Consider the following 11,880-nt stretch of genomic DNA (forward strand, 5'->3'; position numbering starts at 1 on the left):
TGTGAGTAAGAATGAATTTAGGAAAAAGGACTTGATTAGCGGTTTAAAGAGATTTTTCAAGAATATGAAGAAGCTTTCCCTCGCTTTCCTTTACTTCTATTTCTGCAAACCCCAATCTGAACCAAAAAGAAAGCGCAGGGATATTCCCGCTAAGTACACCGAGACGCAAGTATTGTTTGTTATTTTTTTTTATCTCTTCTTCGCATGCTAGATAGATTTCCTTTGCGATCCCCTGTCTGTGGAAAGTCCTGTGTACTATTAAAAATCCAAGCCACGGTTTATGGTCCTTCGGATTGTTCAGAATGTACTCAACGATCGCAGCGTTGTTGCCATCCGCTTTAATCAAATAGCGTTGTCTCGGGGATCCTTCCAATCCCTTTAACTCTTCCGTCACCTCTTCAAATGTCACTTCGCCACGACCGTAAAACAGCTTATTGTAAAACGGATTGGTGTTCATGATCTCCAGTTCGTCCATAGTTTTGTCAGGACCGCTCTTCTCCCATGTCAGCACAACGTCTTCCCCCTTTATCTGAATCCATCATAACCTGTATACTATCGTTCTTTCTAGATAAGAAAAAGCGCACCCCTTGATTAGAGTACGCCCTCCTTGCTATTTATTCTCTTTGATATTTTTTGCTTCAGCTATGTCTCCCTGATTGGCAATCGGATCAGCAAACGTTCCTTTTGGAATATCAGCTTTTCCTTTTCGTTGTTCAGCGTTTTGCTTGCGGATTTTTTCACTGTTAGCCATAACGGCACCTCCTCTTTGGTTATTACCGTAACCAGTTTCGAGGAGTCTATTCTTCTATTGCTCAAAATTAATATAAGCGTTCCGTGGATCTTCCTTCTTTTTAATCATATCGGTTTCATAGAGCCAATCCGAAACCTTTTTCCATGAACGCTTTTCCTGATAGCCAAAAGGCTTCTTTCCGCTGTCCATTAAAGGCAGCAGGATCTGCAGGCTTTTCTTTTCTACGTTTTGATCCAGCGGGAATTCTTTGTTTTCATGCTTAAATAAGACATTCAGTGCCTGGTCCGGATAATCGTGTACATCCTTTTGGCCTTTTTCCAGCGCATTCCAAAACTTCTGGTAAAGCTTTCGGTTCTTTTTCAGTCCATCTTCACTGGAAACAAGAACGAGCTCATAATAATCAGGAACACCGTACTTTACAGGATCAATGGACCGTACAGGATGGCCCTCCTTATTCAAGAGAATCTGTTCATGGTTGATATACCCTCCAGATATTCCATCGACCTTGTGAGCCGCCATCGCGGGGATGATATCCCAGCCGACATCTGTCATCTTTACTTTTTCAGGATTGCCTCCATCATGTTTCACCATTGTTTTGACCATCGCTTCATTGATGGGAATAGAAGGATAGCCTACATTCTTCCCTTCCAGATCTTTGGGTGAACGAATCGAACTGTTTTTAGGAACCATCAAATGGTTTAATGGATGCCTTACCAGCGCTCCCAAGGAAACAACAGGAATATCTTCTGACCTGGAAAGAACGACCTGAGGCTGGTACGTTAATGCAAGATCGGTCCTGCCGGCAGCCACCAGTTTTAACGGATCGTTCGTTTCTGCTGGCATCTTCACATCAACCTGGATGCCTTCTTTCTTAAAATATCCTTTTTTGATGGCGTCATAAATGCCGGCATGTACTGCATTCGGATACCAATCGAGCATGATGCTGACTTTTTTAAGATCCCCTTTTCCTCCTTGATTGGCTGTGTCCCCTGAGGAACAAGCACTTAAAAGGAGAAGCAGGCTCCCAAAGAAGAGCCAGCTACTTCGTTTTATCCATTTGTTCATGTTGTACATCCTCTCTGTTAGCTTTCCATTTAAACATTTGTTTTTCTGCGAGTGCAGCTGCTCCGAACAAACACATCCCGAGCAATGACAATAGAAAAATGGCAGAAAATACTCCTTCTGCATTTAGGCTTCCCGACATTCTTCTGGAATAATAGCCAAGCCCCTCGCTGGCACCAAGCCATTCGCCGATCGTCGCTCCTACTACTGAAAATACAGCGGCGAGTTTTATCCCTGAAAAGAAAGCCGGAAGCGCCATTGGCAGCTGCACCTTTTTGAAGACCTGCCATCTCCGTGCTCCCATGGAACGCAGAAGATCCACATAATCTCGGTCATGATGGTTCAAACCATCATACGTGCTGACGACGATGGGAAAGAAGGCAATAAGTACGGTAACCGCCACTTTGCTCCAGATGCTGTAGCCGAACCAAAGGACAAAGATCGGAGACAGTGCAATGATCGGTATCGTCTGGGAGATCAAGACCGCAGGATAGACCATTTTCTGTACAGATTTGAAAAAAAACATGGCAACAGCAAGCGAAACACCTGCAACGGCTGCGATCAAAAAACCGAGGATGGCTTCCTTGAATGTCGCCCATGTATGTCCTAGAAGAACCTCTTTGTTTTCAAAGAGCGAAACGAGGATACCTGTAGGGGCCGGCAAAATAAACGAAGGCACCCTGTCTGTCCTCACAAGCCATTCCCATAGTACGAGCAAGACGGCGGCAGCAGCCAAAAATAAATAATAGTCTTTAAAAAATCGTTTCATGCTGTTCATTTGTAATTCTGCTCTCCAATTTATTGATTAATCCCACCATCTCATTCGTTAATACTCTATTTCTCGGCCTCGGAAGCCGAATCATCACCTCTTCTGTTTCGCCAGATGGATGCAGCAAGATGATTCGGTCACTTAAAAAAACCGCTTCATGAAGATCATGTGTAACCAAAAGAATGGTTTTGTTTAAATCCTTCCATAGGGAAGAAATCCATTCGTGCATTTCCTTTTTAGTCATCGCATCTAAAGCACCGAATGGTTCATCAAGAAGAAGTACTTCTTTTCCAGTCAGCAGGGTGCGGAGAAAGGCTATTCTTTGGCGCATCCCCCCTGAAAGTTCATGCGGATAAGCATTCCGGTAATTCCACAGTCCTACTTTTTTCAGCCATGAATCCCCCTCTTCTACTTTCTGTCCCTTCTGGTTCTGAATCTCAGGAGCAAGAAGAAGATTTTCCATGACCGTACGCCAAGGCAGAAGCAAATCCTTTTGAGGCATGTATCCCGCCGCTCCAGGATAGACTGGCTTCTCATGTACGATAATCTCTCCCTGATCAGGTTTCTCCAGTCCACAGGCAAGCTTGAGCAGGGTACTTTTTCCGGTTCCACTCTTGCCGATGATCGATACAAATTCTCCGGGCGCTGCTGCAAAATTGATGTTCTTGAGAAGCGGGAGGGCTTGTTTTTGCTCCGTAAAAGAATAAGATACATTCTTAAAGATTATTGACATAAAAACTCTCCTTCAAAAGGTGATTACACCGGCCATCCATGACCGTAATACACCATATCCCAAAACATGAATTCAAAGCGCGATGTGGTCAGGAAATGCTCCTCTAGCACCGCCAATTCCTGTTCTGTCATATCTTTCGCCAACTTGTTCAGTTCAACAATCAGCCACTGTGCAAGTGCACCGAACTCTTCTGATGCATACATCTCAATCCATCGGGTATACGGATGCTCTGCGAGGCTTCCCGCTTCCCTCTTTAATAGCGTTCCGATCTCGTGGTAGCTCCACATGCACGGCAGCAGGCATGTGATTAACTCAGCAAGTGTTCCCTGCTGGGAGGCGTTCATCATATAGCGAGTGTACGCAAGGTTAATTGGAGAAGCTTGCTCAGCCTCCAGTTCCTCGGGCTCGATGCCGATTTCATGGCAGTACTCACGGTGAAGATCCATTTCTGTATTCAATGTTTCATGAAGCAGGCTTGAAAACCAGCTCATCGTCTCTGTATCCTTGGATTTTATCGTCCCTAACGCAAAGAGCTTTGCATAATCCTTTAAAAACACATAATCCTGTTTCATGTAATAAGCAAAGCGCTCTTTAGGCAAGGAACCATCTTTAATACCCTGAACGAACGGATGAAGATGAGTATGCTTCCAGATTGGTTCCACGTTTCTGTGTAATCTATCTGTAAATCGTTCTTCCTTTAACTTTGTCATGGTTTATTGCTCCTTTCTGTATTGCACCACTTTGCAATAAATCCGGCGAGAACCTTTGAATGCTCCAGCAACTGTTTAAGCCTCACCTTTTCATTGACAGCATGGGCTTCGTTCAGCTCTCCCGGGCCATAAATGACAGCTGGGATTCCCGCCTGTCCAAGCCACCCCGCATCTGTAACGGTCGGCGACATCGAAACAGCAGCTTTCTGTTCTGAAACGGCATCATGCTGTTCTTTCAGTACTGCCAATGCTTCATGATTGTGATCAACATCAAGTGCAGGAAAGATTTCCCCCTTCTCCTCAATCATGGATATTCCTCCCCACTTAAACAGAGGCAGGTTGTTTTTCAGCCATGGATCGGCCTTTGCTATAGCAATAATGTGCTCCTCAATTTCTTTTGCAACATCTTCATACGTCTCATTCGGGTAAAAATGAACAGTAACCCAAAGTTTGCATTCATCAGCGATAAATGCAGCATTCCTGCCTCCTTCAATGACAGAGGGATTGATGGTCGTGCTTCCGAACGGGAAGTTTGGATATGTTTTGGTTACTGCCCAATGCCGTTCAAGTTCCTGCAGCCCTTCTATAATCTTCATCATTTTTTCAATGGCGCTCGCTCCTATTATTCCGCCGCCTGCATGAATCATCCGCGAGCGAAGGCCATCATGAAAGGTCTCTTTACTTTTTATCGTGATCCAGCCGGTGATGACCCCGCCTTGTCCATGAATCTCAAGATTGGACGTATCAGCCACGAGCGCAAAGTCAGCTTTCATTCCCCGATCTATACAGGATTTGGTACCCGCTTCCCCGGCTTCTTCGCCGGTTACTGATTGAAAAAAGAGGTCCCCTTTCAGCTTGATCCCCAGCTCTTGAAGAAGCTGAAGAGCAAACAGAGAAGAGGCCATGCCTCCCTTCATGTCTGCTGTACCCCGTCCATAGAGCCATCCATCTTCCTCCGTCAGCACAAACGGCGGATACTTCCATTGCGTTTCATCCCCTACAGCTACGACATCAATGTGGCCGTTAAGAAGAAGGCTTTGATATTCCTCTGAGGCATCTCCTTGTTTTGATCCTGCGACAATCTTGTCGCCAGGAAACAGCTCCCACTCCTCCGTCTTAAATCCAAGGCCAGAGAGGATGGATTTCACGCAGCTTTGTGCCTCTTCAGTGTTTCTTGCAGGAGGACTGACCGTCTGAAAGGCAACGAGCTCTCTTAAAATCTCAATCAGCCTCTCCTGTCTCTCCTCCGCTAATCTATTAATCTTCTCTTGTAATCCGCTCATGGCATCCTCCTTTATCTTTTATCTGGTGCCATTTATCTGGTGCCAGGCACCAGTCTTTACATACTTGTGTAACGGCGGTGCCTGGCACCGTAGAAATCAACGCAAAAAAGCCGCCTTCATGAGAGATGGCGGCTGAGGTTTTTGCTGAGGTCATCTATTCTGAATCAGCTTGTTGCTTCAGCACGCTTCCCTCCGCTGGTATAATCCAGATCAGGTTCCAAGGGTCTAGAACACAAAGGTTCAGTCTCAGCCGTACGGCCCCCCTAGCAGATTGCTATTTCATTATCCTATTAAACTGTAATAGAGATTTTTCGCTTCTGTTATATCTTTCGTGCCGTGAATCAGTACACGTCCGTCCTTGAAAAAGACAAGCCGCTGTTCTTCTTGATTGCTGTATGAAAGCAGATAAGGGTTCTGTTCTACTTTCCCGCCAAGCCGCGACAGGGACAAAGAAAGCTCATCCAAATCCCTTTCTCCCTTTTCCGAAGGACGGATCTGGACGGTGTTCCTTCCGCAGAGTACAGCTGACTTCGTCTGATTTTCAGGATTCAGATGCGGATACTGAGGATGTTCTCCACAGGAAGGACAGTCCGCTTTTTTTAGCTTTTGGACATCCATCGCCAAATAATGATTGTTCCATACATCAAAGGAAACCAGTTTTTTGCGGAGTGCAGCGGTGTTGTCCGTCAGCAGCTTCAGTGCTTCAGACGTCTGGTGAGCGACAACCATTTGGACAACAGGCGCAATGATTCCCGCCGTATCACACGTTGCTCCGCCCATCGGCACCTTCTCCAGGAGACAGCTTAGACAAGGCGTCTCCCCGGGTAAAATCACATAACTGAGTCCGTAGCTTCCAACGCATGCGCCGTAAATCCAAGGAATCTTCTTCTCCTGGGAGATGTCATTGATCAGCAATCGCGTATCAAAATTATCTGTCGCATCAATGATCAGATCGGCAAACTCCGTCAGTTCCCTCAGTTCTTCAGCTCCTGCATCCAAAACAAGGCCCTCTACGTGGATATCGGAATTAACCTGTTCCAGCCGTTCTCTTGCAGCAACCGCTTTAGGCATCCGGTACTTTGCATCTTCCTCGCTGAAAAGCTGCTGACGCTGGAGGTTGCTCCATTCTACATAGTCACGGTCAGCAATCGTGATCCTGCCCACACCTGCGCGGGCAAGAATTTCTGCATTGCCCGTTCCGAGCGCACCCGCACCGATAATCACAACATGTTTATCAGACAAGAGATCCTGTCCCTCTTCTCCTATAGGCTCGAATAACATCTGCCTGGAGTAGCGATCTTTCATTAAATACTCATTCCCTCCAGCGGACTGCTTGCCGCTGCATACCTTTTCTTTGGAATTCTTCCCGCTTCATACCCGAGACGGCCGGCTTCAATGGCAAGCTTCATGGCCTCGGCCATTTTTACTGGATTATCGGCCCCTGATACCGCTGAATTCAGCAGTACTCCATCAGCCCCCAACTCCATGGCCGCTGCCGCATCAGCCGGTGATCCGATGCCCGCATCTACAATCACTGGTATATTAGCCTGCTCAATAATAAGGCTTATGTTTAACGGGTTGATGATCCCGAGGCCAGATCCAATGGGGGAAGCTCCGGGCATTATGGCATGCACGCCAAGTTCCTCTAATTTTTTTGCAAGAATGACATCATCTGAAGCATAGGGCAAGACCGTAAACCCCTCTTCCAACAGCATTTCTGAAGCCCGCAGCGTTTCCAGCGGATCAGGCAACAGAGTTTTAAAATCTCCTATCACTTCTACCTTTATCATATCACATAGTCCCGAAGCTTTTGCCAGCTTCGCGATTCTAACCGCCTCTTCTGCCGTTTTCGCACCCGCCGTGTTCGGCAGAAGCGTAAAGTTCTCTGCCTCCAGCTTTTCTAAAAAGTTTGGCTGGTCGGGATCAAAAATGTTCATCCTTCTTACGGCAAATGTAAGGATTTCCGTGCCCGACACCCTTACTGTCTCTTTTTGGACATCAAAATCAGGGAATTTACCTGTTCCTAAAAGCAATCTGGAGCGAAATTCATAGTTTCCAATCTTCAGCATAACCTCATCCTCCTCCTACAAAATGTACGATTTCTATTTTGTCACCATCTGCTAAACGCGTTTTTGCGTGCTGGCTTTTATCCAAAATTTCTTGATTCAATTCAACGATTGCCCCTTTGCCGGCAAGCTTTAACTCTCCCAAAAGTTCCTGGACTGTACGGGCTAAGGCAATATCTAAGGCTGTTCCGTTAACCATTAGTTTCATGAGACTCATCCTTTCATCTTTTCATAGGCAAACCGGTCTGGCGCAAACTCTTTTAATCTTTCTTCCTGCAGATTTCCGATCAGCAGCTCTGCCATCCATCGCCCTGTCAGCGGACTGAGCAGGATCCCATTGCGAAAATGGCCTGCCGCAATGTACAAGTCTTTATGGTAAGGATGTTTCCCCATGTACGGGAGGCCATCAGGAGTTTGCGGCCGAAACCCTGTCCATGCCTTCTCCCATTCGCCCTCTTCGATAGCAGGAAGGACTTCACTCGCTTTTGTCAGCAGTTCCAAAACTCCCTTTGCTCTGACCTTTCTGTCGTATGTACCTGCTTCCATGGTTGCTCCGATTACGAGCCTTCCTCCTTGCTTAGGGACGAGATAGCATTCATCTGAGATAACAGTTGATGTAATGACCGGTTCTAAAAAGGTTAAAGAAAGACACTCTCCCTTTACTGGAAAAAGAGGCATGTGCAATCCGGTCTGGGCCGCCAGTTTCCCTGTCCAGACGCCTGATGCGAGCACTGCCTTCTCTCCGAAAAACATACCCGCGCTCGTTTGGATTCCAATCCCTGACCGGCCCATTTCGAATCCGGCTGCTTCGGTATAATCTAAAAAATCAGCTCCAAGCATTGCTGCCGATTGGGCAAAGGCTTTCGTCAATTGAGATGGATTGACCTGGCCGTCTTTCGGCAAATACATTGCACCTTCCAATCCGCTGGACAGCTTCGGCTCCATTTTCAAAAGCTCCGATCCGCTGATCCACTCTGCCGGCTGGCCGTTATCGTTGTGAAAATCAATGAGTTGCTGCAATCGGAGGCTTTCCTTTTCATTTTTTGCCGCTTTAAACAGCCCTTTGTCTATAAACTCAATGTCAATCCCGCTGATTTCCTTCAGTTCCCTGTTTAACTCAGGAAAAAGACTCCTGCTCTCACGGGCCATCGTGTAGAGCGGCCCTGCCTCATTCAGTTCTGCCTGCGCTCCAAGCATTCCTGCAGCGGCCGATGAAGCTTCACTGCCTATTCGGTTCTTTTCAATCACAAGCACGGTATACTCTGTATGTTTGCGCAAATAGTAAGCAATGGCACAGCCGATTATCCCCCCGCCAGCAATTATCACATCATAGTGCCTGGGCATTATGACATCTCCTCCTTCTTAAGTGCTTCCGCATAGCCTTTCGCTTCTAAACCCGGATCTGCCGCCGACCAGATCCCCGACATGACGGCGATTCCTTTTGCTCCCGCTTTTATGAGTTCACTAGTATTACTTGGTGTAACCCCTCCGATGGCGATAACTGGAACAGTGACCGCTTCAGCAACCTCCCGCAATTGATCCAGACCCCGCGGATCGCTCCCTTTTTTGCTTCCTGTTCTAAAAACGTGTCCGTAAAACAAATAATGAGCTCCTTTCTCTTCAGCATAGAGCGCTTCATCTATGGAATGAACGGATTGGCCGATTCTCAGCCTGCTAAAATAGCGGTGTACGATTTCCGGATCAAGACTGGAGCCTTTTAAGTGAACGCCTTCAGCTCCCGCAGCAACGGCTACATCCACACGGTCATTGATATAGATCTGCTCCCGGCCCAATCCAGCTCTCTTCAATCTCTCTGCCAGATTAAAAATCTCACTGGCACTTCTGTCTTTTTCCCTGATATGTATGCACGTCACATATGGAGCCAGGATGGATGCGGCCGAGATGATTTCGTCAGGCTGTTTCCTTCCATTTGTCATTACATGAAACTCGAATTTCCCCACCTTGCATCCTCCTTTTTCCCATACAAAAAAGCCACCCTTTTCGCAGAAAAGAGTGGCTGATTATCTGTTTTCTAATCAACAGCAGCTGTATGTGTCCTACAGTGCGGATTCCACTTCCCTACGCTGGCATCATCCAGATCAGGTTCAAAGGGTTTAGAACAGGTTGTTCAGTCTCAGCCGGCAAAGGCTCCCCCAGTGTTGCTAGAGTTATTTAATTAACTTCATCTTACCATTCAGGTTAAAAATGTAAAGAGATTAAAATTTGATTTTCGATTCCAGGAAGGATCGAAGCTCTGATACCGGCATGCGGACCTGTTCCATTGTGTCGCGGTCACGTACCGTTACCTGCTGATCTTCTTTAGAATCAAAATCATACGTAATACAGAAAGGAGTTCCGATTTCATCCTGTCTGCGGTAACGTTTTCCGATGGAGCCTGTTTCATCATAATCGACCATGAAGTCGCTGGCAAGACCGGCAAATACTTCTCTTGCTTCTTCAGAAAGCTTTTTCGATAAAGGAAGCACTGCTGCTTTAAACGGCGCAAGAGCTGGATGCAAGTGAAGAACAGCCCTTGTATCTCCGCCTTCAAGCTCTTCCTCTTCAAACGCGTCGATCAAGAACGCAAGTGTTACACGGTCTGCGCCAAGTGAAGGCTCGATGCAATAAGGGATGTAACGGTCATTCGTTTCTTGATCGATATAGTTAAAGTCTTCACCAGAGTGCTCGCTGTGGCGCTTAAGGTCAAAATCAGTACGGGATGCAATGCCCCAAAGCTCTCCCCAGCCAAACGGGAACTGGTATTCAAAATCTGTCGTAGCGTTGCTGTAGTGGGAAAGCTCTTCGGATTCATGGTCACGCAGGCGAAGCTTATCCTGTTTCATGCCAAGATTCAATAAGAAATCGTGAGCATAATGCTTCCAGAAATCAAACCATTTCAGTTCTTCGCCAGGCTTGCAGAAGAACTCTAGCTCCATCTGTTCGAACTCACGGGTACGGAACGTGAAGTTACCAGGTGTGATCTCGTTACGGAAGCTTTTGCCGACCTGAGCGATCCCGAACGGCAATTTCTTTCTCATCGTACGCTGCACGTTTTTAAAGTTTACAAAGATCCCTTGGGCTGTTTCGGGACGAAGATAGATTTCGTTCGTGCTGGATTCCGTTACACCCTGGAACGTTTTAAACATCAGGTTAAACTGGCGGATAGATGTAAAGTCGTGCGCATCACAATCCGGACATGCGATGTTTTGCTCTTCAATCAACTTTTCCATTTCATCGAAAGAAAGCCCGTCAACAATCTTCTCGATTCCTTTTTCAGCAAGTGCATCTTCAATCAATTTATCGGCACGGTGTCTCGCTTTACATTGCTTACAGTCGATCATTGGATCATTGAAGTTTCCGATGTGTCCAGATGCTACCCATGTTTCCGGGTTCATGAGAATCGCTGCATCCAAACCAACATTGTATGGAGATTCCTGAACAAACTTTTTCCACCAAGCTTTTTTCACGTTGTTCTTCAGTTCAACGCCGAGCGGGCCATAATCCCACGTATTGGACAAGCCTCCGTAAATTTCTGAACCCGGAAAAATAAATCCACGCTGTTTTGCCATGTTGACGATCTGTTCCATTGTCACACTCATGACCATCTCTCCTTTTTTAGTAAATCCTAATTAAATCAACCAAAAAAGCCCTCATCCATAGACAAATATCCTTGTCCAGGGACGAGAGCTTATACTCACGCGGTTCCACCCTAATTGATGCTAAAAAAAGCATCCGCTTTGGTCAATTAATCGCTCGAGACTGCCGTTTCTCTGAACTTTTGTCCGGGCTTCCACCACCCCCGGATCGCTTTTCAAAAGCACCTCAGATACTATTCGTCTGTCATAGCTTTACATGTTTAGATTATGGGGAAAATAGTACAATTTTTCAGCCGCATTGTCAAGTTTTTTCAGCCAGTTGGCCCTTTCCCCTATTATAAGCCAGAAGTTTCCGGTTCATTCAAGTTGGTTGAAGAGTGTTTACTGTCCGATGTGGGTGTTTTACATACCGATGTTTCGGATTCACATGCCAATCTCACTCAATTACAGGCCAATTTCTCAGACAGCAAAAAAACTCTTCACGTTATCAGCAAAGAGTTTTTTATCTTTACTTATCAAAACCCGCCAAAGCCTCCGCCTGGGAAGCCTCCATAGCCGCCTGGAAAGCCGCCGTATCCGCCCGGGAAACCGCCGTATCCGCCCGGGAAACCGCCATAGCCGCCAGGATATGGTGCAACCCCGCCGTACCCGTAACCGTAGCCGTAAGCGAACGGACGGGGAGCAAGGGCAAACCCTGCAATGGAACCGAGTCCAAGACCTACCAAGGCTGCACCAAGGACCGGAAAGAACCGCCCTGAACCATCGTCATGATAGGGAAGGAGATAGACATTTTCTGTATCAACGCTTTGGATGGAGCCTCTATAGACACTCCCGTCATGGGTGGTAATTTCAACGTCTTGCCCAATATGCTGACAGCAAAGACCGTAATATTGTTCCTTCAAAAGTAAAC

Annotated in this window: 15 protein-coding genes, 2 riboswitches and 1 other annotated feature; all 15 genes read right to left on the reverse strand. The window is 46.6% G+C overall.

Translation table 11 applies throughout. The features are described 5' to 3' along the window. Window positions 1–43: 43 nt before the first annotated feature. Window positions 44–511, reverse strand: a complete 468-nt coding sequence (locus tag P4361_RS16930; RefSeq protein ID WP_328090183.1) for a GNAT family N-acetyltransferase — start codon at window positions 509–511, stop codon at window positions 44–46. Between the two features lie 99 nt (window positions 512–610). Further along, the gene (locus tag P4361_RS16935) at window positions 611–751 is read right to left on the reverse strand and encodes a hypothetical protein (RefSeq protein ID WP_156316251.1); all 141 of its coding nucleotides are present in this window, start codon (window positions 749–751) and stop codon (window positions 611–613) included. Between the two features lie 54 nt (window positions 752–805). Beyond that, on the reverse strand, window positions 806–1,816 hold the full coding sequence (locus tag P4361_RS16940) for an ABC transporter substrate-binding protein (protein WP_328090184.1): 1,011 nt from the start codon (window positions 1,814–1,816) through the stop codon (window positions 806–808). After that, window positions 1,791–2,591 (reverse strand): ABC transporter permease, encoded by an 801-nt coding sequence (locus tag P4361_RS16945; RefSeq protein WP_062236322.1) that lies wholly within the window; start codon window positions 2,589–2,591, stop codon window positions 1,791–1,793. Before P4361_RS16945 ends, P4361_RS16940 begins: the two co-directional genes overlap by 26 nt. Further along, entirely contained in the window at window positions 2,566–3,315 is a 750-nt protein-coding gene (locus tag P4361_RS16950) for an ABC transporter ATP-binding protein (protein WP_053355414.1), read from the reverse strand. The genes P4361_RS16945 and P4361_RS16950 overlap by 26 nt, the downstream gene beginning before the upstream one ends. Before the next feature lie 23 nt (window positions 3,316–3,338). Continuing rightward, complete coding sequence (gene tenA, locus P4361_RS16955; protein WP_062236325.1) at window positions 3,339–4,025, reverse strand: thiaminase II; 687 nt, start codon at window positions 4,023–4,025, stop codon at window positions 3,339–3,341. Next, on the reverse strand, window positions 4,022–5,308 hold the full coding sequence (locus P4361_RS16960; RefSeq protein ID WP_328090186.1) for an acetylornithine deacetylase: 1,287 nt from the start codon (window positions 5,306–5,308) through the stop codon (window positions 4,022–4,024). Before P4361_RS16960 ends, tenA begins: the two co-directional genes overlap by 4 nt. After that, window positions 5,283–5,462, reverse strand: a complete 180-nt coding sequence (locus P4361_RS16965; RefSeq protein ID WP_328090187.1) for a hypothetical protein — start codon at window positions 5,460–5,462, stop codon at window positions 5,283–5,285. The genes P4361_RS16960 and P4361_RS16965 overlap by 26 nt, the downstream gene beginning before the upstream one ends. A gap of 16 nt (window positions 5,463–5,478) precedes the next feature. Next, window positions 5,479–5,583, reverse strand: a riboswitch (TPP riboswitch). 7 nt (window positions 5,584–5,590) lie between these two features. Continuing rightward, window positions 5,591–6,613 (reverse strand): thiazole biosynthesis adenylyltransferase ThiF, encoded by a 1,023-nt coding sequence (locus tag P4361_RS16970; protein WP_328090188.1) that lies wholly within the window; start codon window positions 6,611–6,613, stop codon window positions 5,591–5,593. After that, entirely contained in the window at window positions 6,613–7,377 is a 765-nt protein-coding gene (locus P4361_RS16975; protein WP_328090190.1) for a thiazole synthase, read from the reverse strand. The genes P4361_RS16970 and P4361_RS16975 overlap by 1 nt, the downstream gene beginning before the upstream one ends. Window positions 7,378–7,381: 4 nt before the next feature. Beyond that, the gene (gene thiS / locus P4361_RS16980) at window positions 7,382–7,582 is read right to left on the reverse strand and encodes a sulfur carrier protein ThiS (protein ID WP_328090191.1); all 201 of its coding nucleotides are present in this window, start codon (window positions 7,580–7,582) and stop codon (window positions 7,382–7,384) included. A gap of 5 nt (window positions 7,583–7,587) precedes the next feature. After that, window positions 7,588–8,718, reverse strand: a complete 1,131-nt coding sequence (gene thiO / locus P4361_RS16985; protein ID WP_062236337.1) for a glycine oxidase ThiO — start codon at window positions 8,716–8,718, stop codon at window positions 7,588–7,590. After that, a complete protein-coding gene (locus tag P4361_RS16990) occupies window positions 8,718–9,335 on the reverse strand; it encodes a thiamine phosphate synthase (protein ID WP_328090192.1) in 618 nt (205 codons plus the stop codon). Before P4361_RS16990 ends, thiO begins: the two co-directional genes overlap by 1 nt. A gap of 98 nt (window positions 9,336–9,433) precedes the next feature. Further along, window positions 9,434–9,539: riboswitch (TPP riboswitch) on the reverse strand. A gap of 51 nt (window positions 9,540–9,590) precedes the next feature. Then, entirely contained in the window at window positions 9,591–10,973 is a 1,383-nt protein-coding gene (locus tag P4361_RS16995) for a glycine--tRNA ligase (protein WP_328090193.1), read from the reverse strand. 74 nt (window positions 10,974–11,047) lie between these two features. Next, window positions 11,048–11,227: a binding site (T-box leader), on the reverse strand. A gap of 258 nt (window positions 11,228–11,485) precedes the next feature. Further along, window positions 11,486–11,872: a hypothetical protein gene (locus P4361_RS17000; RefSeq protein ID WP_328090194.1), complete on the reverse strand. Its 387-nt coding sequence runs from the start codon at window positions 11,870–11,872 to the stop codon at window positions 11,486–11,488. Between the last annotated feature and the right edge of the window lie 8 nt (window positions 11,873–11,880).

The organism is Fictibacillus sp. B-59209 (genome assembly GCF_036216745.1).
GTDB classification, from domain to species: domain Bacteria; phylum Bacillota; class Bacilli; order Bacillales; family Fictibacillaceae; genus Fictibacillus_C; species Fictibacillus_C marinisediminis.